At 61.8% G+C, this 23,420-nt stretch carries 24 protein-coding genes and 1 pseudogene; 15 read left to right on the forward strand and 10 right to left on the reverse strand.

Annotated features, from left to right (window positions below; translation table 11 throughout):
• Positions 1–125: 125 nt before the first annotated feature.
• The 8 genes from E1J61_RS26940 to E1J61_RS26975 all read left to right on the forward strand — a co-directional run bounded on the left by E1J61_RS26940 (position 126) and on the right by E1J61_RS26975 (position 6,469).
• Positions 126–599, forward strand: a complete 474-nt coding sequence (locus tag E1J61_RS26940; RefSeq protein WP_133096991.1) for a glycine zipper 2TM domain-containing protein — start codon at positions 126–128, stop codon at positions 597–599.
• A gap of 109 nt (positions 600–708) precedes the next feature.
• Positions 709–1,086 carry a hypothetical protein gene (locus tag E1J61_RS26945; RefSeq protein ID WP_243736991.1) on the forward strand — a complete coding sequence of 126 codons (378 nt, stop codon included), beginning with the start codon at positions 709–711 and terminating at the stop codon, positions 1,084–1,086.
• A 170-nt stretch (positions 1,087–1,256) separates the two neighbouring features.
• Positions 1,257–1,640 (forward strand): hypothetical protein, encoded by a 384-nt coding sequence (locus E1J61_RS26950; protein WP_133096993.1) that lies wholly within the window; start codon positions 1,257–1,259, stop codon positions 1,638–1,640.
• 12 nt (positions 1,641–1,652) lie between these two features.
• Positions 1,653–2,123: a hypothetical protein gene (locus tag E1J61_RS26955; RefSeq protein WP_133096994.1), complete on the forward strand. Its 471-nt coding sequence runs from the start codon at positions 1,653–1,655 to the stop codon at positions 2,121–2,123.
• Positions 2,124–2,385: 262 nt separating this feature from the next.
• A complete protein-coding gene (locus E1J61_RS26960; protein ID WP_133096995.1) occupies positions 2,386–2,778 on the forward strand; it encodes a hypothetical protein in 393 nt (130 codons plus the stop codon).
• Between the two features lie 68 nt (positions 2,779–2,846).
• On the forward strand, positions 2,847–4,403 hold the full coding sequence (locus E1J61_RS26965; RefSeq protein WP_133096996.1) for a hypothetical protein: 1,557 nt from the start codon (positions 2,847–2,849) through the stop codon (positions 4,401–4,403).
• Between the two features lie 462 nt (positions 4,404–4,865).
• Positions 4,866–5,834 (forward strand): DUF932 domain-containing protein, encoded by a 969-nt coding sequence (locus tag E1J61_RS26970; RefSeq protein ID WP_133096997.1) that lies wholly within the window; start codon positions 4,866–4,868, stop codon positions 5,832–5,834.
• 260 nt (positions 5,835–6,094) lie between these two features.
• Positions 6,095–6,469, forward strand: coding sequence for a hypothetical protein (locus E1J61_RS26975; protein WP_243736992.1), 375 nt, complete (start codon positions 6,095–6,097; stop codon positions 6,467–6,469).
• A 91-nt stretch (positions 6,470–6,560) separates the two neighbouring features.
• On the opposite strand, the gene E1J61_RS26980 is transcribed toward E1J61_RS26975, so the two are convergent.
• From E1J61_RS26980 to E1J61_RS26990, 3 genes are read right to left on the reverse strand one after another with little or no spacing between them, the layout of a single operon-like run.
• Positions 6,561–6,971 carry a polymer-forming cytoskeletal protein gene (locus tag E1J61_RS26980; RefSeq protein WP_133096999.1) on the reverse strand — a complete coding sequence of 137 codons (411 nt, stop codon included), beginning with the start codon at positions 6,969–6,971 and terminating at the stop codon, positions 6,561–6,563.
• Between the two features lie 5 nt (positions 6,972–6,976).
• Positions 6,977–7,639, reverse strand: coding sequence for a hypothetical protein (locus E1J61_RS26985; RefSeq protein WP_133097000.1), 663 nt, complete (start codon positions 7,637–7,639; stop codon positions 6,977–6,979).
• Positions 7,626–8,192, reverse strand: a complete 567-nt coding sequence (locus E1J61_RS26990) for a hypothetical protein (RefSeq protein ID WP_133097001.1) — start codon at positions 8,190–8,192, stop codon at positions 7,626–7,628. The genes E1J61_RS26985 and E1J61_RS26990 overlap by 14 nt, the downstream gene beginning before the upstream one ends.
• Positions 8,193–8,975: 783 nt before the next feature.
• Here E1J61_RS26990 and E1J61_RS26995 point away from each other — a divergent pair.
• From E1J61_RS26995 to E1J61_RS27010, 4 genes are all read left to right on the forward strand, one after another.
• Complete coding sequence (locus E1J61_RS26995; RefSeq protein WP_133097002.1) at positions 8,976–10,265, forward strand: hypothetical protein; 1,290 nt, start codon at positions 8,976–8,978, stop codon at positions 10,263–10,265.
• Between the two features lie 93 nt (positions 10,266–10,358).
• Positions 10,359–11,813 carry a metallophosphatase family protein gene (locus tag E1J61_RS27000; protein ID WP_133097003.1) on the forward strand — a complete coding sequence of 485 codons (1,455 nt, stop codon included), beginning with the start codon at positions 10,359–10,361 and terminating at the stop codon, positions 11,811–11,813.
• 174 nt (positions 11,814–11,987) lie between these two features.
• Positions 11,988–12,503, forward strand: a complete 516-nt coding sequence (locus E1J61_RS27005; RefSeq protein ID WP_133097004.1) for a hypothetical protein — start codon at positions 11,988–11,990, stop codon at positions 12,501–12,503.
• Entirely contained in the window at positions 12,491–14,815 is a 2,325-nt protein-coding gene (locus E1J61_RS27010) for an SMC family ATPase (RefSeq protein WP_133097005.1), read from the forward strand. Before E1J61_RS27005 ends, E1J61_RS27010 begins: the two co-directional genes overlap by 13 nt.
• Positions 14,816–15,269: 454 nt before the next feature.
• Here the strand turns inward: E1J61_RS27010 and E1J61_RS27015 are convergent, their stop codons facing one another.
• The 4 genes from E1J61_RS27015 to E1J61_RS27035 form a co-directional block, all read right to left on the reverse strand.
• A complete protein-coding gene (locus tag E1J61_RS27015; RefSeq protein ID WP_133097006.1) occupies positions 15,270–15,713 on the reverse strand; it encodes an HU family DNA-binding protein in 444 nt (147 codons plus the stop codon).
• Positions 15,714–16,441: 728 nt separating this feature from the next.
• Complete coding sequence (locus E1J61_RS27025; RefSeq protein ID WP_133097007.1) at positions 16,442–16,774, reverse strand: hypothetical protein; 333 nt, start codon at positions 16,772–16,774, stop codon at positions 16,442–16,444.
• Positions 16,771–17,559, reverse strand: a complete 789-nt coding sequence (locus tag E1J61_RS27030) for a DUF6884 domain-containing protein (RefSeq protein ID WP_243736993.1) — start codon at positions 17,557–17,559, stop codon at positions 16,771–16,773. Before E1J61_RS27030 ends, E1J61_RS27025 begins: the two co-directional genes overlap by 4 nt.
• Positions 17,560–17,721: 162 nt before the next feature.
• Entirely contained in the window at positions 17,722–18,252 is a 531-nt protein-coding gene (locus tag E1J61_RS27035) for a hypothetical protein (RefSeq protein ID WP_165971551.1), read from the reverse strand.
• A 24-nt stretch (positions 18,253–18,276) separates the two neighbouring features.
• Between E1J61_RS27035 and E1J61_RS27040 the strand changes: the two genes are divergently transcribed.
• Together E1J61_RS27040 and E1J61_RS27050 are read left to right on the forward strand one after the other, a co-directional pair.
• A complete protein-coding gene (locus tag E1J61_RS27040; protein WP_133097009.1) occupies positions 18,277–18,681 on the forward strand; it encodes a recombinase family protein in 405 nt (134 codons plus the stop codon).
• A gap of 423 nt (positions 18,682–19,104) precedes the next feature.
• Positions 19,105–19,530: a DUF2442 domain-containing protein gene (locus E1J61_RS27050; protein ID WP_133097010.1), complete on the forward strand. Its 426-nt coding sequence runs from the start codon at positions 19,105–19,107 to the stop codon at positions 19,528–19,530.
• A 134-nt stretch (positions 19,531–19,664) separates the two neighbouring features.
• Here the strand turns inward: E1J61_RS27050 and E1J61_RS27055 are convergent.
• A pseudogene (locus tag E1J61_RS27055) lies at positions 19,665–19,886 on the reverse strand (ISNCY family transposase); the annotation flags it as partial.
• 200 nt (positions 19,887–20,086) lie between these two features.
• On the opposite strand from E1J61_RS27055, the gene E1J61_RS27060 reads away from it, so the two are divergent.
• Entirely contained in the window at positions 20,087–20,320 is a 234-nt protein-coding gene (locus E1J61_RS27060; RefSeq protein WP_243736994.1) for an XRE family transcriptional regulator, read from the forward strand.
• 181 nt (positions 20,321–20,501) lie between these two features.
• On the opposite strand, the gene E1J61_RS27065 is transcribed toward E1J61_RS27060, so the two are convergent.
• Together E1J61_RS27065 and E1J61_RS27070 are read right to left on the reverse strand one after the other, a co-directional pair.
• The gene (locus tag E1J61_RS27065; protein WP_133097011.1) at positions 20,502–22,859 is read right to left on the reverse strand and encodes a DEAD/DEAH box helicase family protein; all 2,358 of its coding nucleotides are present in this window, start codon (positions 22,857–22,859) and stop codon (positions 20,502–20,504) included.
• Positions 22,852–23,415, reverse strand: coding sequence for a hypothetical protein (locus E1J61_RS27070; protein ID WP_133097012.1), 564 nt, complete (start codon positions 23,413–23,415; stop codon positions 22,852–22,854). Before E1J61_RS27070 ends, E1J61_RS27065 begins: the two co-directional genes overlap by 8 nt.
• Positions 23,416–23,420: the final 5 nt, after the last annotated feature.

Raw genomic sequence — 23,420 nt, forward strand, 5'->3', positions numbered from 1 at the left:
CATTCCTGCACCTTCCGCGTCTCAGACGCATCGACACTTCCGGTTGTATAGCCGGACATCTCTTTTCTTCCCCTACGGGCCTTCCTGCCCGTGGGCATGTTGGCCCCATTTTCATTGAGGCCATCATGTTCAAGCGTTTCTTCCTGCTTTTCCTTTGCTGCGCCGTTTTCACTGGCTGCGCTGCTCAGCCGACTTCGCCCAATACCTATCGGGCGACGGAAGCGCTGCGCACGAGTAGCGCTGAAGCTGTCACCGTCGTCAGGGTTCGTCCTGTCGCGATTGTCGACAGGGACGGCATTATGTCGGCCCACACTGGCGTACCCGGTGTTCTCGGGGCCGTCGTTGGCGCAGTGCTTGGCGCACGCATCATCGGCGATGGCAATGGCCGTTACCTGGCCGGAGCCCTGTCGGGCACCGTCTCGGCGGTCATCGCACAGACGGCGGCGAACCAGTTGAGCCGCCGCGATGGCGTGGAAGTCATTGTCCGCACGGACGGTGGCCACCAAGTCGTCGTTACCCAGGATGCGGATCAGCAGTTCGTCTCTGGCGAGCGACTGTATCTCGTCTCGGGTGCCGGCGGCTACCGCCTCACTCGCTAACGGTCTCCGGTTCGAAGGCCCATTTTATTCAACTTCCCCGCGCGGCGTCCCCGTGCGGGGCTCCCCGCGTCCATCGGAGCATTCCATGCCCGCATTAGCAGACGTACCATTGAAATTCGCGCTCGTTCTCACGGAGGGCAAGACCGTTGCCGAAGTGGTGCGACAACTCGAAGACGGACTTCGTGGTACCGAGTTGGAGCCCGAGTGGCTGAATGCCGCCAACTTCCCCAACGATGACAACGAAGCCATGTTTGGGCCCAAGACGAGTCGGCTATGGCCGGTAGTGGGCGCTCGCGAGCGGTTCGCCGTGTCCATGCATCGCGGCCAGTCGGAGGGCTGGATTGTATGCGTTGACCGTATTGGCTGTGCCGGCGAGGCGCCTCGCATGGTAGCTACGGTGCAGAAGCTGATCACTGCTAAGACGCTTTCGCAACGTCATGGCTGGCAACTCGTCCTCGCCATCACAAGGATGCTCGACGTGGCCTGATCTCAATTGACAAGCCCGAGAGGGCTTACCGAAACCTTGAGGCTTCGGCAAGCCGCTTTCCCCCGCGTCATCGACGCATCGACCCATGTCCGGCATAGGCCGGATCACCAACCCAGCTGGGACACTCGTCCCACAGGGAAGGGATGTCCCGTCTTGATCCAAGGACCTCCATGAAACTTCCCAAATCCTTTACCCGTTGGCCTCAACCGACCAATCCGGCAGCGTGCCAGGCAATCCGCCGGGATGCTTGCCGAATCTTGCGCCGTTTCGCAGGTGACATGGCGTTGAGCCCGCGTGACTTCACGATCCGGGAGCACCGCCAGCGTCGCCGTGACGTTGACGTGTTCGCTTTGCATACCGATTCACTGCTGGTGGAAATCCAGCACCCGGCAGGCGCCGAAGGTGGCGTGCTCATGTCCTACCGGACATGCCGCGGCCGCAACGACCTGACCGGCGGCCGTGACAATGTCGTCAGCGTTGAATCGCTGGCCAGCGACCAAGGCTATGCCGAATTGGTCTCCACGCTCCGCGTGGTGGCCAGGCGGCGTGGTTGAGGGGAGCAAGGCATGAGTCGGCTGATTAAGGTCACCTTCACCTCGACTTCGGGAGAGGAAACCACGGGCTTTGCGACCCTGCACAAGGACGAGATCGTTGAATTGCCCAAGCGTATGGCATTGCGCGTCTCGGCTGCTGTGGACGCCGGCGAGGGGTATGCCATCGTCGCGAAGTACAAGGGCGAAGCAGTTCCTATGCTCCACGTCGCCGATGCGAGCTACCGATTGGACATGCAGCACGCCATCAGCGAGCCGTGGTCCAAGCGTATTGCGGAAGCATTTCGCGATCCAACAAAGGATCAGTTGCAGGCCTATGGCCGATACTGTCACACGTTGTCCGCCGCCGCACTGGTGGGCTTCGTCGGTTACGCGGCGGGCCGGTCGGTCTGGTCCGGGACGGAGATCCTCAACTGTCTATGCCTCGCCGTGGCCGCTGGGGTACTATTGGCCGTCGGCGCTGCTTTTTTGAAAGGAGAAAAGTGATGTTTGGTCCATTCGTACTGGTGGTCGGATTGGGCATTGCTGGCTTTTTCCTTTGGGTTCTTCGCAACGCAGACCGCGCGCGCAGGCTCAGGGAACTGGATCGCAACGGCTGACCGCCGTCGCCGCCAGCCGGGCCCACCCAATTTCAGGAGCCGATTCGTCGGCTCACCGTTTAAACGCACCCCTGTGGTGCGTTTTTTATTTTCCACACCCAAACGGGCGTCGTCCCGTTGGGCGACTCCCACGAAGCAGGAGTTGCCCCATGAACGAAGCCATCTTCGGCGCTGGCTTAGCCAGCTACCCCGCCGGCGTGCTGCTGCACCCCAGTGTCTATTCCACCAACCTACGCGCGGCGTTCTCACTCGTCTGCGCTGACGACGGTATGCCCTACGGGGCGCTGTCGGTGAACGTGCCGGACGCCGATCTTGCCGAGGACGAGATTCTCGCCTCGGCGGACTGGAACCTGCCGGCCGAGCTCAAGGCCGCCTTGCTGGGCACCGGCAAGTTCGTTCAGACCGGCCGGTCGAACCAGGTCGGCCTCGGCCGGGGCGAAATCTGGCGCATTGCGGATCCTGATCTGCTGTCGCAGATCGCCGCGGCACGAGTGATCGCCCGCCGTACCAAGCCGGTGCGCCGCGCTGCAGCGCTCGCCTGATCCTTGATTCACTTTCAACCCTTTCGGGGCATGTCCCCGAAGGGGCGTGCTCCGCCATAGGAGCCACTATGTATGTTGCCCATATCGGCCAACAGGCCGAGAATCGCACGTCGCTCGCCGGCGTGCTGCAGCTTCTCAACGATGGTCGCGATGGCCGCGCGCTGCCGCGTGTCGAAGACATTTCCGTACGTCACATCGAGCGCGGGCCAATCCCGGTCGTGCGCCTTGCGTCCGGCAACTTTGCGGTCCGCCCGACGGGCACCCGGCGCGCAATCCTCACGATGATTCTCGACGAGGTGGATCGTTTCATGGTGCGCGTGGGTGGAAGAATCCTGCGCCCGCACGAGATGAGCCGCGCTTCCTGGGGTGCTGTGGTGGCCGCTGGCCGGTTGGCGTACTTCCCCGCCGAAGCCATCGACATGTCCCAAGCCGATGCGGGACCGCTCTTCCAGACGGCAGACCTTTTCGAAGAGCAGGGAGCGTTCGACATCGCCGAGTTTGTTTGTGGCGAGTTCGTGCGCCGATTCGGCTACGGCATCAATGGGCCGTTGTATGCCCCGGATGCGAGCCCCAATTCGCGTCATGAGGTTCACGTTGCGTACGCGCTGATGCGTGGCGAGAAGGTTCGAAACTGCATCGTCAATACCTACCGCGACAACCCGCACCACGGCCGCCATGACCTCTGGATGCAACCCCTGATCGCTGTACCCGCGCTACGGGGTGCATTGTCGGCAAGCGTGTTGCAAGCGCTTTGCCGGACCATGCGTGCCGAGAAGCTTGCGATCACGCCCCACAATGTCGGCAAGCTGCTCGCCGCCCTCCGGCATGTGCCGCGCGACGCCTGTGACGTCGAGGTCGACGACGCCCTGTTCGTGGCTGGCATCCTGCAACCGCGGACGGTGCCGACGCCGAAGCCGCCGACGCAGGAGAACGCGCAGCCAGTGACGAACCTGGCAGCGCGGATTCACGCGCTGATCAGCCAACGGCAGTTCCAGGAGAGCATGGACAAGGCCAGGGCCGAGCGAGAAGCAATGAGGATCAGCCAGCGCGAGTTCGATCGCCAGGCCTGTGCGTCTGCAGCTTACCGCGCAGCCTATGGCTACGAGTGGCCGAACCGCGTTGCGCTGGCTGTCATGCAGCGCAATGTCGCGGCAGTCCTGCAGATCTTCGACGGGCCGAAGGACTGGAACACGGATTCGAAGCGCGCGCTGCGCGACGAGATCGGTGTCGACGTTCTTCAATGCACTGCGATGACTCGCCGCCGCCGGCTGTTTGAACTGTGTGGATTCTCGGAAGCCGAGCAGGCCGAATGGGAGGCCCACGAGGTCATCGAGAAAGCGCAGAAGCGCGCCGAGCGTGAATTGGCGGATGCAATGCGTCAGGCCGAGGCAGTCAAGTACCGTCTCGAAACGGGCCAGATATTGAGTGGTCGCGAGTATGTCGACTTCTGCATTGACGCAGGCTTCTCCCAGCTCATCGACGAGCCGCGCGGTAGCGCCCGACGCTACCTGATCCATGATCCGGTGAAGCGGGCTTCCCGGCCGCTACGTGCCAAGGACGGCACGCTCGACTATGCGCGGGCCCGCCTGGCGCAGGTCGCCGAGCCCGTGGCGCTCGCCGCATGATCGTTTTATCCCCCGGCCACTGGCTGGGGGCGTCTTCTTCAAATCACGCGTGGATATCCTGAGCATTCGAGTGCATGCGAGCGCGACGCTTGCGTTAGCCTTTGCACTACACACAAAGCTCTGTTCGCACTGAAGCACGTTCAGTCCCAACCGAGTTTTACCTGCGTCTGCGACGCATCGACCACGCCGGCTTGCCGGCCATGCTTTGCAACTTCCCACAGGGACGATCCCAGTGGGGACGTCTCTTGTGGGCTTCACTCCTTGCCCACATGCACCTCCAATCTTTGCTGTCCCTGTGATGGCGCGTCGCCCTGTACCCGCCACGCGCGGCCACAGGGAAGCGCCATGACTTGCCCCGCACGCGCGCAATCCCGCTCGCTGCGTATTCTGACCATTCCCACTTCTTTCTCGCGACCGGCTTTGCGGCTGTGCTCGCGCTATCCCATTTTCAGGAGCAATCCCATGTCTCATCTCGTTCAAACCATGGCTTACGTCGGCGCTACCCCCTGGCACGGCCTGGGCAACCAGCTCGAAAGCAACCAGCCGCTCGAAGTGTGGGCGGACGCTGCTGGCATGAACTGGCGAATCGAGGAAACCGACGTGATGTATCGCACCGGCGCCCACGATCTCGATCCGCTTCATTCCTTCCCTCAACAGAAGGTGCTGTTCCGCTCGGATACCAAGAAGCCACTGGCAACGGTGTCGAAGCGGTACCAGGTCGTCCAGCCCTCGGAGATCCTGGACTTCTACCGTGACCTGACAGAAGTCGGTGGCTACCAGCTCGAAACGGCAGGTGTGCTCAAGGAAGGCCGCAAGCTCTGGGCGCTCGCGCGCACGGGGCAATCGACCAAGATCGCTGGGGTCGACGAGGTCCGCGGCTACCTGCTGCTGGCCACGGCTTGCGATGGCACCTTGGCCACCACGGCCCAGTTCACGTCCGTGCGCGTGGTTTGCAACAACACGCTGCAAATTGCACTTGGCCGCAACCGCGGTGCCGTCAAGGTGCCGCACCGCAGTCAGTTCGACCCGCGCGCCGTCAAGGAAGAGCTGGGTATCGCCATCTCGTCGTGGGATGGCTTTTTGGTGCGCATGCATGAACTGGCTGACCGCAAGGTGAGTCAGGTCGAATCGGAGCGCTTCTTCCAGCGCCTGTTCACGTACCCGTGGGCGAAGCCAGATTCGAACGGTCCCGACAAGGTGAACGAGCGCGGCCTGAAAGCTGTGCTCAATCTCTTTGAGGGCAACGGTCGTGGCGCCACGCTGGAATCGGCGGCCGGGACTGCCTGGGGGCTGGTGAACAGCGTCACCGAGTATGTCGATCACAAGCAGCGAGCGCGCAATGCGGGCAATCGGCTGGATTCGGCGTGGTTCGGTGCTGGCGCGGCACTCAAACAGCGGGCTTGGGACGCTGCGGTCGAACTCATTGCATGACGACTTCGTAATTCTCCAGCCCTAAAGCGAAGGACACTCCATGCCGATGTTTGGCATGGAAGTAGTCGTTTTAGGTCTCCAAAGCCCCGGCTCACTGTCCGGGGTTTTTTTCGCTCGTTGCCATGATGCTGATTGATTTCTATTCGCGATACCCTCGATGGCTGTTCCGGACCACTGACGCGAAGCGACCTGCGTTTCCTGGCCGCAATGCCTGTCGTAACACGATCGGGAGTGAGGGCCAACGAGTCGCGGAGCGACTAATGCAACGGCAGCCAATCGATGTGGCGCATTTCCCCAAGGAGCGCTTTCATGAACTCTTTGATGAGTGGCAGAGCCTGGTTAGGCAGCAGGCAGTCCAAGTGGAGTACGATGCTTGGATGGACCTGCGATATGTGCAAGGACCCGCATCCTCAGTGACGCTAAAACGGGGAAGGGTTGTATTCGATCTGGTACATGGGGCCGTGTACGAAGTGCGCGGCAAGGACGGAAGCGGGCGCATCTTCAGAATTCAGTTGGCCAATGACTTTCCGTATGTGTCGTTTCGAGATCCCGCCAGCGGCGTTGACTATCCGTGGGTCGGGTCACCTGACGTTTTCACGCAGGCGGAGTTGATGACGCTGCGACGCATGTACTAGAAAAAAGCCCGGCAAAGAACTGCCGGGCTTTTTGCTTTTGAAAGAGAGGTGTGGAACCGCGCTTTTCGATTTCCTGGAAGGAACATGTTCCTCAACTGCTCGCTGGCTCCAAGGCTTCAGCAGTAGGGTCAGGTATGGCCACTCCCTCCTTTGGGGGGGATGGTGCATAGCCGACCGACTGAATGCGCGTGATAGTGCCGTCCAGGGCGGCATTCGGGCCAAGACGGATAGTGCCCGCGTAGATGATTCGGCCCTTTACTCTTCCGTTGATCAGCAACGAGGCGCGACCGACGACATCGCCTTGGATCACGCCGTCCACAATGACGTGCTCGCCATCGACGTTGCCGTGCACTACGCCGCCTGCCGCGATATGCAGTAGGCCTCGGGAAGCGCCAACGTTGCCGGTGACCAGCGCCAGGCAGGTAAAGCCATGGTCCGACACAATGTCGCCGTGGACGCTCATGCCGGCACGCAGCACGCTGAAGATGGGAGGATTTTCCATGGCGCTCAAAGCATCTTGATGTCGGTGGGGGAGTTGGCTTGCTGCGCCGCAGTGCTTCGCGTCGGCGCGGCGCTAGTCGGCAACTGCGGTGCTGTCTTGGCCGGAGCCGGTACGGTCGCGGCCCTCGCCGGTGCCGGTGCCGTAGCGGAACGCTTCACCGCCTCCGCTTTCGGCTCCGCCGTTGATCGCTCCCGCGTTTGCTCCACAGGTACCGTGACAGCGGATGCTCCGGATGCTGCCTGGGCCAGCGACACTACGGCCTCCGCAGATGCCGGCAGTGCGGTGCTTTGACCTGCTTCCGATGCCGAGGCGCTGTCGCTCTTGCGTGGCCATTCATGGCCGTCGCCCGCCGCAGCGCGAGCGGAAGCATCCGAAGCGGACTGAAGTGCTTGCACGGACTCGGTGCTGGCACGCGATTCCCGCTTCCCAATCGACGTGCCAATGGCGAACATGAGCGCGGCGGCGGCAACGAAGCCAAGCCCCCACATCAATCGGGGATTACCGCGCAACGCGAACGGGAACGGGGAGGTGGACGCCTTTGCTGGTGCAGAGGAAGTGCCGCCATAGCCAAGATACGGGGCCGTCGCTGTAACTCCCGCGGAGATGTCGATCGTGAGGGGTGGTTGGGCGTATTGAGCATGCAGCTGCTCGATGTCACGCATGTCCATCGGGTGAGCTCCGGTGAGAGGAAATCAGTGTGCCGTCGGCCTCGAACTTGTCAGTGTCCGGGATGCAGAGTTGGTGGATAGTGGCGATGCGCTTTGAGGCGATCTGAATGGTCGTGGTACGCTGGTCCGCGGAGATGGACCCGCATTCCTGACTGTAGAGAGTTTCCACGAAGATCCGGTCGAATTGCATCAGCAATCTGAGCAACCGGCCGGCGAAGGAATGGGAGACCTTGACCTCCTTTTCCTCGTAGAAGAGGGGAATCTCGACCTGGTCTGTCTTTGAAAGCCAGGCCAGCGCGCCGCCGTACCAATCCTCCGCGTCGCGAAACGCTTCGTCCAGCGCCTTGACCTTGCCGCCACGCGCCACGACAAACTTGGACGAGCAATAGTAGAAGTGCGCATCCAGGAAGTCGCGCGCGAACTTTGAGCAGTAGGCGTGGAGGGTGGCTGAGGCTGTCGTCGGCGTGAGTCGGCTTAGACGCTCTTCGCTGTTATGTCGCTCAATGGGCTTGAGCCCACTGGCTGATTTCCTGGGTGGATCTTGTTCGGCCATTTTTCATGTTTATCGGATGCTCTCTCAGAGTGAAATTGTCTGACACAACCGGCCACCCGATGACTTTGAAAGCTATGGCAAATTGACGAGCATTCGCATTCCTTGCAGGAATTTTCTGTGCCACAATGCTTTCACACCTCGCGTCACTGACGCATCGACCCTGACTCCTGGCGAGTCCATCTTCTGCTTCAAGTCGTGCATTTGCGCACGCGCCGACTGGTTGGCTACCAGTGTGGATATTCCTTGTGCTAAGTGTTTTCGCCGAACACTTCCCTCATCAGCTCGTAATACGCGTCTTCGCTGTGCCTCCTCGTGAGTGCACGCGATCGACACCGTTCGAGCCCGGGATCATGTGGAGCTCTCTCTCAAAGGCCCCTCCCGGGCAGAACGGCAGCCGTCGAGCCGATCCGTGAACCTGCGGCCGAACCTGTGGGTTCGCGAAATGGGTTGCTGTGCAGCGTGACCATGCTGCACGAGGACGACTTTACGTCCTCAGCATCGAGCAGCGCGCATTAGCGCGCCGCTCCCTCAGTGCCACGCCCCCAGAAGGGGCGTGGCATTGCAGGCTCTGATACCAAAGCTCGCTGCCGGCGCAATCCGGAGCGGGCTTTTTTCGTTTCTGGTGCGCCACTCACGGCGCCAGTCTCTCGGAAGCCTGCGCGTCAGGTTTCTTCATTGCCGCAACGACCCAGCGCGGGGCCGACACAGCCCAGCGCCTTCGGGAGCATGCTGCGTCCATCCGGGCCGACGTCGTTCTCTTTCCTGACAGGAGAAAGGACTACCATGCATGCACCCATCACCTACAGCGAACCTGGCGGACGCCGCAGCCTCCTCGAGGAGCGGCCCACGCGGCCACCGATCATTGGCAAGATTCGGCCCGGCATCAAGGTGTTGACCAAGGCCGCACGCGAAAAGCCTGAAGCCGTCAAGATCCATGACCGGATGCTGGCCCAAGGGCAGAGCTTCGAGCGCATGGGATTGGAGATCTCCCGGGCCACCGGCATCAAAACGCCCCTTGTACCGAAGAACGTGCCGTGGTTCACTTGCCGCGGCTCGGACTTCGCCAACCCGGCAGTGGCTGAAGACATCGTGCAGCGCTACGGCGAGGATCGTGGCGACGGCAACGGCTTCCGCCTTTGGCGCTTCCCGGTCATCTTTGCGTTCGACGACTGGTTGAGCAATATGCCTAATCAGCTCGTGGCATGGACACAGAGCGGTCGCCAGTTCTTTTCGGAGTACGGGCCGGACGGCAGGCGCTACTGCAAGATGTACGCGCCCCCCGTGCGCGACGCTCGCGCCAATCGCGCGAAGCGAACCTGGGGCGGCCGCACCATCATCCTGCGACAGGACGACGATATCCCTGACGGCATCTGCGATCCGCATATGTGCCCGCAGTACCAGGAGGGGAATTGCAACCTGTCGGCCAGTTTCTATTTCGCGCTGCCGAGCATTTCTGGGCTGGGCCTCATCGAAATGCCGACAACCTCAATTTACGTTCTGCAGAAGGCTCACGCCGCCATGCAGACCGTTGCGTTGGCGCGCGGCAGGCTGGTAGGCGTCAAGTTCTGGATGGCGAAGCAGGAGGTGGAGATCAGCCGTATCGATGACAGCGGAAGGGCCGTGCGCCAGATGCAGTGGCTCATCACGCTGGACGCGGAGATCGATATTGCTGCCCTGCTGGACGGGTCGGACCGTCGTGCCCCGGCACTCGAGATGGCGACACAGGCGGTCGCTGCGCTGGAAGACGAGTTGCATCCAGCGGAGCAAACGCCGCTGCCGGGCAATGAACCGCCGCAGCAGTCGCAGGCTGTTGATGCTCCAGCGGCACATGCACTGCCCGTCGACGGCGATGACCTGGAGAGCCAGTTCGAGGATCTGATGGCACGCCTGGGCCTGGCCAATCAGGAGGGCCGCGCGCAGTTCCGCATCTACGCGTCTGCCACATTCGGGCGCGGCTGGACTAAGCGTAACCAGGACGTTCGCCAGCTGCTTGGCGAAATGCGCACAGCGCTGACCAATCCGCTCGCGTTCCGCGAGCAGGTCGCCGCGATCGCTGCCGAAGTCGCACCGTAACGCCAGCCTCGTGCCGGCATGTCTAGGGGAAGCCGTATGGCTTCCCTTTCCCTTTTCTGCCGAACGCCGGCACATTCCCTTGGAGGTCATACCATGCACAATGAAGGCGATAGCCTGCTTGTCGCGCATTTCTCGGATCTGCACTATTCCCCCGGCCACCTGGCGGAAGCCGATCGCTGTTTCGGCTTCGCGGTCGATGATGCAATTACCGGCGGATGCCAAATTGGCGTGGTGTCGGGGGATTCCACCGACCACCGCCTGGATGCGCACACGCCGGCGCTCTCTACGCTGGCACGCCGCGTTCACCAGCTGACGGCGCGCATGCCCGTCTTGATGCTGCAAGGAACGTATAGCCACGAGCCCCCGGGCACGCTGGACCTGTTTCGCCTCATCGGCGCACAGTACCCGGTCTATGTCGCGGATCGCATCCATCAGGTTGCGCTATGCGCCGGACGGTTCGTGCCGTCGGCGGGGCCGGTCTTTGACACGGCCGAGATCGACGTCCTGGTAGCACAGCATGGCATACCAGAGGTGGTGTTCACCTGTGTGCCGACGGTCAACAAGGCCGTGCTGGCGGCTGCGGCTGGCGTGGCGAGTGCTGCCACGGCAGTTGGCGATCACCTGGCCGACTATCTGAAGGCGGCGGGCACCGTCAATCGCCAATGGCGATCTCGGGGCGCGCGCACGATTGGCGTTTCCCACGGGACCGTCAACGGTTGCCAGACCGAGAACGGGGTGCCGATGGCCGGATTCGACCACGAATTCACCATTGGTGCGCTGTTCGATTCCGACTGTGATGCCTTCATGCTTGGGCACATTCACCGCGCCCAGCAATGGGCACAGGAGGGGAGGGTGGTGGCCTATCCGGGCTCCATCGGGCGCTTCCATTATGGTGAGATCGGAGAAAAGGGCTACCTTCGGTGGCAAATTGCTCCCGGTCGAGCCGAGGCTTCGCTGGTGGCGACACCGGCGCGCCAGACCGTCTGCATCGACTTCGACGGCCCGCCGGATATGGCGCAGCTGACCGAGATGGCCACCGACGCTGCCGACAAGTTCGTGCGCATCCGTTGGACCGTCAACGAGGAGCACCGTCAGCTTGTGGACCGGGAGGCCATCACGGCTCTTTTTGGTGCGAGCGCCGAGGTGAAGCTCGAAGCCCGGGTGCTGCCTGCCGTCCGTAGCCGTGCTGAAGGCATCAGCCGGGCCGCAACATTGCCCGAGAAGCTGGGACGCTGGTGTGAGTTGACGGGGGTTGAGGTCAATCCGCTCATGGACAGCCTCTCGATGCTGGAAACGCTCGATGCGCAGTCGATAGCCGATCGCGTGCTGGCATGTCTTGCAGAAGATCCAGTGCCGCCGGCATCCGATGCTGCCCCACCCGAGCCTTTGCTGCCACCGGTCCTGGCTGCGTTGGTTGGCATGGAGTTGGAGGACGACGTTGGTGCGCTTCCGGTGCTGCCCGTCTCTAAGACGGAAACGGAAGCCACGCCGGCATCGTCGCCAACTGCCCCGGCCATGGACTGGCTGACGGACGATCTCTTCGCGTAGCGATACGCCCACACCTTAGAACATGAGCCATGTTCCGACAGCCCTAGCGGCTGTCGAAACCCGGTTTTACCACGCGTCCTCGACGCATCGTCCCGCAGTATCCATCCTCTTTCTATCTACCCAGGCGGGTGCTTCCCGTCTGGGGCGCACTCCGTCCTTTTCCAGGAGTGCATCATGATTCTGTACCACGCCGGTCCCGACTGGCTGTTTGTTGAAGAAACTTGCATGGACCGCTCGGTGATGGCCAAGCGGCTGGCCGAAGCCCACGATTTTACGCAGTGCATGCTGTATGAGCCGTTCGGTCAAGGCCGTGGCACTGTGATCGCCAAGCGCGGTCACATGCTGGTCTTGGCGCTCGGAGAAGTCGGCCGAAACACCTTCTTTGCCGTGGCACCTTCCAAGGAACTGCAGGACCTGATCTGGTCAGTATCCAACGGCTTGGCTTCCCAGTGGAGCCAACTCGAACTCAGGGCCATCACCGGCCTTGAGGACTGGCCAGCGGTACTCAAGATGGCCGTCGGCGAGTTTGCCGCAGCGCGACGCTCCCTGGAGCGCGCCATCGCTGGCAAGCCGGAACGCGATGTCCCGGCCGTTGCCGAGATGCCGGGGTTTGACGACAACGTCATGGAAATTCCGCCGGAATACCTTCACTCCTTCAACGGTACGGAGGTGTCCGAATGCGCCCACTGAAACTGATGCTCACCGGATTCTATGGGGTCCGCGATGGCATGAAGCGCGATAGCGTCACGGTGGACCTGACGACGCTGCCGGGGGGGCTGATCGCCCTGGTCGGCCCCAACGGGGCTGGCAAGACCACGATCATGGACAACCTGCACCCGTTTCCCATCATGCCGAGCCACGCGAGCAAGATGTCGGCCGACGCGTTCTCGTACTGGGATCATCTCTGCGCCCCTCGCGCGGAGAAGGATCTGGAGTGGGAGCACGGTGGCAAGACGTATCGCTCCGCGTTCTCGTTCCGCAATCCCGGCAAGAGCCGCAAGGCCGAGTACTACCTGTTCGAGAAGGACGCTGGAGGTGACTGGAAGCCGTTGCAGTTGGCTGACGGTACGCTGTCGGACGGCAAGGCGGACACCTACAACCGGTGTCTGGAGGCCGTGCTCGGGTCTCCCGAGGCGTTCTTCACCAGCGTGTTTTCTGCCCAGAACCGGCGCCCGCTCGCCAGCTACCAAGCCGGCGAGATCAAGAAGCTGCTCGCCGAACTGCTCGGGATCGACCATCTGCGTGACCTTTCCGCGAAAGCGGGGGAGGTTGCCAAGTTGCTCACCCGCTCGCTGGATACCCTGCAGCGCGACGTGTTGACCCTCATGGGGAAGCGCGATCGCGCCGCGGTGGTTGCCAAGGAGATCTGGCAGGTAGGCGAAAGCCTGGATGCCCAGCGCGAGGCCCGGGACGTGGAAGCAGCCAAGGGTGCCAAGCTGATGCAGGAGCGTGCGACGCTGGCTGCGAAGCAGGAAGCCAATGCCGGTACCGAAGCGCGGTTGCGGGAATTGAACCAGCGCAAGGGCGAGTTGGACCGGCGTGCGGGATTGCTGGCCAGTGACGAACAGGCGGCTGCCGGCCGTGCTGCGGCGCGACGGCGCGATCTGGACCGAAGTATGGCAAGCCACCGCGCAGTGCTGGCGGAAGCCGCAGCCATCGAATCGGCTGCCGGCGAGCGGGATGCCGTGCAACTTGCCATCGGCCGGAAGCAGGCGGAACTGGCCAGCCACCAGGCGACTGTGGAGAAGCTCGATACGGTGCAAGTCGAGCACGCGGCGCTGAGTTCCGAGCTCAAGGGCCTGGAGCAACGCGGTGCCTCGGCGGCGCAGTTGGTCAAGTCGCTCAAGCAGCAGGCTGAAGTCATCGAGACAGTTCCTTGCCGGGACGACCCGATGCATGCCACCTGCCCGTTGCTGGCACAGGCGCGCAATGCCAAAGCCGGTCTCAGTGAGCAGGCAGTGACGGTCGAGGCGCTTCGCGACAGCTATCGCAAGAAGCAGGCGCAGGCGCAGGCGATGCAGGACTCGCTCGCGGCGCGCGCACAGGCGCGAAGTGCTTTCGCGGCACTGCGCGCCGACATGGAGCGCGATCAGCAGTCACTGCAGCGCTTGTCGGCCCTCGCCGCCAGGAAACCCATGCTGGACGTCGCGCGTGAAGGACTGGCGCAGGCCGAACGCGATCTGACTGCCTTGACTGAGGAAGGCGGATTGCGTGCAGACCGCCACAAGCGGGATGTTGCGGATGTGCAGGCTCAGCTTGAAGCGGTACGAAGGGAACTGGCAACGCTGGCCACGGAGGATGTGGCCGGCATGCTGGCCCAGATGGACCGCCAGATTGCTGCCAGCCGGGAGGCTGGCGCTGCGATCGCGTGCCGAATCGAAGCACTGATCCGGCAGGAGAGCACGTTGGTGGCCGAGCGCGAGCGCCTGGATGTCGAACTTGCCGGCTTGCCGTCAGCGGAGGCCAAGGCACAAGCGCTGTCCGATCAGATCGCGCAGTGGAAACTGTTGGCAAAGGGCCTGGGCAACGATGGCGTGATCGCGTTGTCCATCGATGATGCGGGCCCGGCCATCACGCAGATTGTCAATGACCTGTTACTGGCGTGCTATGGGCCGCGATTTACGATCGCGATCCAGACGCAGACGGAGCTGGCCAACGGCGAGAAGCGGGAAGGCTTTGCCATCGACGTGATTGATGCCGACAACGACAGCACGAAGGATTTCTCCGTGATGTCAGGGGGGCAGAAGGTGTGGATCAACGAGTGTCTGACGCGTGGAATCGCCTTGTATCGAGCGCAGGATGCGCAGCAGCCTTTCCAGACCCTCTTTACCGATGAGGCTGATGGCCCCTTGGATCCGGAGCGCAAGCGTGCCTTCATGAAAATGAAGCGCGAGGTGCTGCAGCTTGGGGGCTATGAACGGGAGTTCTTCATCTCGCAAGCGCCCGATCTCGTCGACGAGGCTGACGGCGTCATCGATGTCGTTGCCCTGGCGGCGCAGTAAGACTGCCCATCATCCAACACGCCTGCATCTCAAAAAGGAGGGCGGGCTTGTCTTTACTATCGAGAATCACAATGGGAAAACTACCAGTTGATTACTACCTCACGCTTTCTGCCTTCCACCTATCGGAGGAAACTTTCTGCTGCTTTGGGCAGGAGCCAGTTCTGGCTAACAACTTTGCGAGCTACTTCGTAGAGGTAATTAACGTCTACGCACCTTCTGCGCGACACTATGCAATACCAGACGATTTGGAGAAGGTAATGCAGTACGCAATGTCGCTTGGTATCACGTTGCTTCACTTCGATGTGAGGGCCGACGCTATCGATGTTTTACCGCTGTATGAATGGTCGTAAGACGTTTCACGCTGTGGCATCTCCTGCATGGCCAGCTTACATGTAAAAAGCCCCGAGATCGCAAATCTCGGGGCTTTTTCTTTGGTTCGTGGGAACCGTGGCGATTACATCGCGGCGTCCTTCAGCTTCTTCATCGCGCGAACTTTCACTTTCACGCTGGCCGGTTTGGCGGCAAACCATTGGTCCTGGCCCGTGAACGGATTCTTGCCGAAGCGCTTTTTCGTGGCCGGAACCTGGATAGCCGAAACCTTGAACAGGCCGGGGAAGGTGAACTCACCTGCGCCTTTCTTGTGGATCGCGCTCACCATGGTGTTTTCCAGGTGAGTCAGAACGGTTTGGACGGTCTTCTTGTCCAGTTCGGTCTGGGCGACCAGATGGGCGAGGAGGCTCGACTTGTTGAACGTGTCCTTCAGCGGCTTGGCAACCGGGGAGGCTGCGGCAGCCTTCTTAGCCGGAGCGGCTTTCTTTGCCGGGGCAGCCTTCTTTGCGGGGGCAGCCTTCTTTGCGGCGGTCTTCGTTGCAGTTTTCGCGGATGCTTTCGTGGCCATAGTCGTACCTGATTAAGAAATGCGTGCGCGCGGGATATCGCGTACATCGCATCCGCGAAGAATAGCAAATGCTAGCGCGAGCGCAATAGTGAAATGCGCTGAAACCCCGATCATTTCAGCATTTTTCTCCGTCGGGCAGCCGGAATGGTAGCGGCAATGCGGTCACAGGTGCGATTGCTGGCAAGTCCTAAGATTCGGGTCACGTCGTCGTGCGTACAGCCTGCGAGCAGCTGACGCCGGCAAAACGTATTGCGCAACGTGCTTGGACAGAGAATTCTATCGCTTCCAGCGCGGCGGCCACGATCCGGCCAAAGCTCATGTCGGTGATGGGCCGGCCATCCGGGGTAAGGGTAAAATGCAGGTCGCCTTCGACGGGAAGTGTTGCACGGCGGACGCACCAGGCCTGAAGTAGCGGTACCGCGAATTCGGCCAGGTTAACAGTGCGCGCGTCCCGCGCTCCATGTGCCGGAACAAGAGAGGTAAGGCGGGTTTGCATCCGGCACTAGGTCGCCCAGACGCGCAGTTCGGGGCTTCCGCCGCGGTAATCCCCGTTGAGAGAAACATCGCGACGATCGGCCGGCTACGCAAGTTGGCCAGATCGAGCGCGCGAAGAAAGGGCGGCGATCAGCGCCAGCCGCCTCACGCGCCTGCCAGTCACTGTAGGCCAGGGTGGGATTTCCCACACCCCTGCCGCCGCTTTGCGGCGGATATGGCTTGAAGGCGATAGGTCAGAATCGCGGCCGCCCATAACGGTTGCGGCGCGCGGCGAGACTTGCGCGGGTGGAGGCATAGCGGGGGTAGGCGGCATCGAGCATGCCCGCGATCCGCTCCAAGCGATCCTCCTGCGTGAAACAGCACGCGAGCAGGCATTCGTCGGCGCAGTAGCGCATGACCTCCTGTAGCAGCGCATGCCGCTTTTCGGGCGGGAACTGGAGATTGCCGATCTTCGCCCACGCCTTCAGCCCTGTATGGGCCAGCGCAACAAGTTTGTCGGGTGCTGCCGGTCCCGTTTGACATAGCTCTGCCGCTTCCCGATGCAGCTGTCGGTCAAGTTCGCTCATGCCGGCCCCCGGGTAAGAGGCTGGAGATCCGCGACGCTGACCCAGCGGGGGCAGATTCTCACGCGCCCGCGCACAAACTCTTCCACGTCAACATCGGCCGTGGGGCCGCTCGGCCCGTTGAAGACCGAAAGGACGCGAGCCTGACGGGCGGGGAGAGCGGGCGCAGCACGGTAGCGCAGGGTGGCGATTGTGCCCGCCCGGATCCGTCCATAGGCGCGAAAGATCGGTGTGCCGTTGGCATGCTGGCCGATCTGGTCGCGGAATGCGGGCTTCAGCCCATCAAGAAAGGCGCCAAGCTGCGACCGCTGCATGCCGATACCACCACAGGTCTCGTGCAGGACAGGCAAGGTAGGGCCGTACCGGCGGGCCAGCGCGGCTCGCATGACGCGCCGGTACTCGGCACCGCCGGCGAGCATCACCGATCCGACACGGGTTGGCCAGGCCGCGGGCCGCAGGTAGCTCGACATGTCCGCCATCATCTGGTCGGCCCGTTGCCGGGTCATTCGCTGGTCGTAGGGTGCGATCTCAGTGTCTGGCTGCAGGAAGCCGTGTCGCGCGGACAGGATCAGGACCCGGGGCGCCGCATCGCTGCGCAGGTGTGCCCGGTACGATTGGTACATGACGCCTCGATAGAGATCGATGGCAGGTGCATTCCGATCAAGCTTCGAGCCGGAGCAGGCGATCAGAAGCAGGGCGAGATCAGAGGCCTCGTTGCAGAGCGCTGGCGCAATGGGAAACAGGGGAAGTTGCGTGGTGGAGAGCATAGGCATGGTGTCGCGTTGCATGCTTTCACTCTACAGACCCATCGCCAAAGTCAAGGTAGCCGCGCACGCAGGTAACGTTGGACTGCGCCACCCGCCGATCGACAGCAATCGATATTGCCGAGGGTTAGCCTTATGCAAGACCAACGCAGAGAAAAACGAACAATGCCGGAAGCGCCGGCAGAATCAGTCTTTCCGGGGGAAGGTACTGGCTGTCTCCAATGCCTTCTGGAGCCGCATCCAATTGCGCAGGGCATTATCGGACAAAGGCCCGTCGCACACCTCCAGCCATGACGGCCGGGTGTCCATCCACGCCTTCGCGAATCTCTCGAACTTCGCGCGTTCTCGCCGCGCGAGGACCTGGCGAACGGCGGGATTGTCCGGCTCCTCCCAGAAGTGCCTGAGAGCAACCTCGCGGCCCTGCCGATATTCCGACCAGAACGCCTCAGTGCGCTCGGAGATCACGAGGTCGAATTGCGCCCGCACCGTCATGACTTTGAAGGCATCTACGACACCATCGCTCTCGTTGGTGGGTAGCAGCCAACGAGCAAACTGCTTCATCGCAACAGAGTGTGCATGGCTCACGCTGCCAATGCCGATCATGGTTGCCGACAGCGTTCGCAATGTCTTACTCAGTAGCGCCACCTGGACAAGAAGGGTTTTTAGCAGTAACCCAAATCTCTGGCCCAACCTGATCAAAAGGTTCGTACGCTTCACAATATTTATTCGTGTGGAGTGAGCGTGCAACTGTGTTCGATAGGTGAATTGGCGGTGATGTTGGGCGTGGCGGTAGTGACGCTGAGGCGGTGGCACGAAGCAGGAAAGTTGGAGCCAGCGTGTCGCACGTTCGGCGGGCACCGCCTATACGATCTCGCCAAGGTTCGCGATGCTCTGGGCCTCGGCGGTCCGCCGCGGGACGGCAAGACGATCGCCTACGCGCGCGTTTCCTCCCACGATCAGAAGGAACAATTGCAAAGTCAGGCACTACGACTACAACGGCATTGCGAACAGCAAGGCTGGCCGAACATTGAGGTGATCACCGATCTCGGTTCCGGTCTGAACTATAAAAAGAAGGGACTGCTGAAACTGCTGCACCAGACTGTAGTTCAAATGACCTTATCGGGTGGCGCTGTACCAACAATATGACTCAAGCGGCGCACAGTTGCTATGTCGGGTTTTTTGGCGCGGCAGATTGCGCACAATCACGCTAGAAGGCACATCACTTCCAGATGGCTGGGGCAACATCGGATCCGCGTATGGCGAACTAGGCACAGGCACCACGCCGTTGTAAGATCACGGCAACTAATAACCCAAGCAGCTTAGGTTTAGTAAATCAATGCCAACGGTCTTATCGACTTTCGGCTGCGCGTGGTGATCTATCCCAACGACCATCGCCCGGCCTATGTCCCCGTGATGGGCAAAGGCTGCGAAGCTGTCTTCAATTTGCACTGCCCGAAGGGGCCGCCAGAACTGCGCGAGAGCTATGGCTTTTCGGCCAGAGACTTGGGGAAATCGTCGACGCGCTGATCGCCCATCTGGCGGCGTTGTGCCGCGACTGGAGAGGCATCCATGGAAATTACTGACGACGTGCCGGCCGCTGCGAATGCGCGCGGCGCGGCCAAAAGGGCCTCCTTCCCGGCGGTGGTGTCGGTGCGCTATGACCGGCGCGTCTCGCGCGTGGTGATCGCGCTGGCATCCGGCCTTGAACTGGCGTTTTCGCCCAAGGCGGCGCAGGGTCTGGAACACGCCCACCCGGCGGACCTGGCCGACGCCGAAATCAGCCCCTCGGGGCTTGGCATCCATTTCCCCCACTTGGACGCGGATCTCTATCTACCGGCGCTGCTCGAAGGTTTTCTCGGGTCCAAGCGTTGGATGGCGTCAGAGCTGGGCAAACGCGGAGGTGCGGCCTCGACGGCTGCCAAGGCGGCGGCTGCGAGGGAAAACGGTAGGCTTGGCGGACGCCCCCGCAAAAGCAAGTTGCCTGCCGCCGCGTGAAACAAAGAGCGCCCCTGAAGCGCTTCAGCAGTGCCAACCATGACGCACTATCGTTGCGAATTAACCCGCGGCCGGCCGAAGTGGATGGTGGTTGGCGCCTGCCATTGCTCGAAGGATGGCGAGGCGAAGATTCGATCCAGGTTCTCATCCGATCGCAGTGGCCGATGGGCGTTGTGGTTGTTGCGCGGCACCTTGGCAAAGCGCGCGTTGTAGTAGGCGATGAACTCCGCCATGAACGCAATGGTGGCCTCCAAGGTGCTGATGCCACGCAGGCGTAACTCCTTGACCAACCGGTCCTGCAGGGTCAGGTGAGTTCGTTCTACGCGGTCCTTGGCCTGGCGGCTGTAGGCGTGAATCCGATAGAAGGCAGCCAATCCCGTTCGGAATTTATAATTTCACTTTAGTGAAACAACCTGGCGAACAGCGGTCGGGCTGGCTTGCCGCGCTTCACGGGGCGGGCTTCTATGCCGCGATTCACTACCTGAGCCGACGCCTCCGTCGCGCGCGACGATTCTCTTCCCAACCGGGCGACCGCATACGAACAGCCGGACAGGAGATGCCCATTGCCCAGGGCGGCGAGGCATTGCGGTGTCTTGTCGGCATGCTGTCCAAGCTGGAGAACGGCAAGGGGTCAATCTCGAGCACGCCCCTGCGTGTGCTGGACGAACTGGGTTTGACGATGCTCGTCGAGCCCAAGGCGCATGCGCCTTGGCCCGAACACGCAGCGGCTCATGCGGCCCAGATCGGCGAGGATGCGGCCAGGGATCAGCATGCCCGGCTGGAAGGGTAGAGACGTCATGCCCGGGTGCGTTCCTCGACCGGTACGGCAATGCCATTCGCTTTCATGCGGAGCGCCTTATGGCTTGCTGGTCCATCCGATGCGGTGCCGCTCCTACGGGCGGATTTTCCCCGGCTACCGTGTGGGCGGCAACCAATGCGTGCGGGGGGAGTCCCCAGTTGCAGGGAAACAATCACTCTGTCCCGGCCCCTCCTACCATCCGATACCCCATTGCCCGGTACCCGTGTTGGCGCTTGTCCCACATCCGCAGCAATGCTACGTGGCCAGTGTCGACAAAATCGATGATCCGTACGTCAGTTTTATCGGCATGTTCGCGGTGCAGCCGGCCCGCGTACTGTTGCAGGGTTCCCCGCCACGACACAGGCATTGCCAGCACCAAGGTATCGAGTGGCGGGTGGTCGAAGCCCTCACCAACCAGCTTGCCGATCGCCAGCAAGACGCGCGGTGCGTCAGCTGGCAGGGCGTCGAGCGCCGCGATCAATGCGGCGCGTTGCGGCTTCGACATCCGCCCGTGCAGCACGAATAGCGGGGAAATTTGGCCGTCCAACGCAGCCTGGATGGCGTTGAGATGTTCGGTGCGTTCTGTCAGCAGCAAAATCTTGCGGCCTTGCCTGAAGGCCTCGAGCACTGCCGCGGCGATGGTGTCAGTGCGCGCCTGGTCTTGGACCAGGTGCCGGAATACCTCCTGAATGCCAGACTCGGTCGGCAGTTCGATTGGCGCAAGGCAGGTGTGCGGCACGACCTCCAAGGCGTGCGGCGCGCTGGCTGGCTTCGCCGCCGTGTACCGGATCGGCCCGCACTGCATGAAGATGATGGGCTGCTGGCCATCACGGCGAATCGGGGTCGCGGTCAGGCCGAGCACGTACTTCGCCTTGGTCCGTTTCAGGATCGCGTCGAACGAGACTGCGCCGATGTGGTGGCATTCGTCGACAACGACATGACCGTAATGCTCGACCAGCGGGTTGACTTCGCCCTGCCGCGACAGCGATTGCATCACTGCAATGTCGATCTGACCGGAAGGCTTGGCCTTGCCGCCGCCGATGGTGCCAACCACGCCTTTGCCGACGCCCAGAAAGGCTTGCAGGCGCTCCTGCCATTGTTTGAGCAGTTCCGTGCGATGGACCAGCACCAAGGTGTTCACGCCGCGACGGGCGATCATGGCGGCCGCCGTCACCGTCTTGCCGAAGGCGGTCGGTGCGCATAGCACCCCAGCATCATGCGGCAACATCCCGGCAATGGCGGCCTCCTGGTCGAGGCGAAGCGTGCCGACGAAGTCAACATCGATGGGCTCACCCGCGTAGCGTTCGTCGCGTAGATCACAGCGGATACCGTTGTCGCGCAGCAGTTCCAGCGCGGCATTGAGACAGCCGCGCGGCAGGGCAATGTGCTGCGGATAGTTTTCAGCATTGCCGATCACGCGTGGCTTGTCCCACACCGACATTCGCATCGCTTGCGCCCGATAGAACTCGGGATTCTGGAATGCCGCTAGCCGAATCAGGCGGTTGGCCAGCGCCTGCGGCAGTTGCGCCTTCTCAAAATAGATCTGGTTGGCCAGCGTCACGGTCAGCGACTCCGGCATCTTGCCTCCGAGCTTCTTTGTCATCGACGCTTCGTGCTTCCACGGCGTGGCCAAATCCTCATCGCCGATGAAGGTGACATCCAACGGGTGGATGCTACCCGTGGCACGAAAGATAGTGGGCTCGATGTCGTGCGGCGCCATCGGCTGGATTGCCGCCAGGAACGACCACTGGTCGGGATAGGGATGAAGATCGGCATCGACGAACACGCTGCAGCCGTGCTCACGCGGTCGCTTCTGCAGTGGCAGCGCAATCAGATTGCCAAAGCCGCCTTTGGGCATGGTGTCCTGGTTGGGAAACAGACGGTCATAAGACGCCAGCCTAAGCTGCCGGGTGAGCGAGCAGGTGTGACTGATAATGGCCGTGCCGAGGCGGCGCGCATCGCGCGCCGACACCTTGCCCGCGAAGAAGACCCAGGCATGCGCGCCCTGGCCAGAACGGGAAATTTCAAGCGCGACCGGCACACCAAGGTCCCTGCAGGACTGCACAAAGGCGCGGGCATCGTCCCGCCACTCGGCCTCGTCGAAATCGACGGCGAGGAAATAGCAGGTGTCGTCTTCCAGCAACGGATAGACGCCCACGGTATGCTCACCGGCCAAATGGTCGTAGATGACCTGATCAGAGAGCGGGATCAGCAACCGGTTGCCGCAGTCGCCGCACTTGATGCGCGGCTTCTCGCAAATGCCGGCGCGCCATTCGTTGGCGCAAGCTGGCGCGTAACCAGACTTATCCGTGGATTTACTCTCCCAGCGGATCGGGTAGACATCCGTGCGACCGCGAAACAGCCGCCGGAACAGCGCGACCTTCTCGCTCGTGGAAAGATGGCGCTGTTCCGCCTCCTGAACGCAAGTCGCCGGCTTCGGCGGCATGCGCCATTCGATGCCATGCGCTTCCAGCAGCGCGATCAGACGGGCGTTTTCGGCTTGCAGCGCGGCGAGCGCATCGTCAGCCATCGACGCCATATTCGGCCAGCAATTCGTCCATGTCATCGCTCACACCATAGCCGAAATCGTCACTGATGCATCGCACCTTGGTCAGGCGTGCCCAAAGTGCCGGCTGCTGTGTAGTTGGCAAGGCAGCGATCATTTTCAGCGACTGCTCAAATATCCGTACCAAGGCGTCGAAATAGGTATCGTCCTGGAAACCAATGTCGGCACTGAAGCCGGACGCCCGTTCACAATAGAACACCATCAGTTCGGCCAACCCATCAGGCTGGCCAATGGCCTTCTTGTAGTCCGAGATCGCCTTCTTCGCTTTGGCCACCGACGTGTCTTGGTTCTTGAATACATCCGGCCACAGCCAGCGGTCGATGGTCACCTTGTATGACTTGAGTACATCGCCGCCCAACCCAAACCGGGCGTGCAGGAAGGCCTGGTTATCTTTGCTTGCCGCATACAGGGCCTGTACCAGCCCGATCAGGCCGGCACGGTCGAAGTCGGCCAGCTTGGCTTTGACATCGCTCCAGGAGGAAGAGGATTTGTGGGCGGCCTTTGGCTTTACGTCCGACATTGACA

The organism is Cupriavidus sp. L7L (assembly GCF_004353535.1).
GTDB classification, from domain to species: Bacteria; Pseudomonadota; Gammaproteobacteria; order Burkholderiales; family Burkholderiaceae; genus Cupriavidus; species Cupriavidus oxalaticus_A.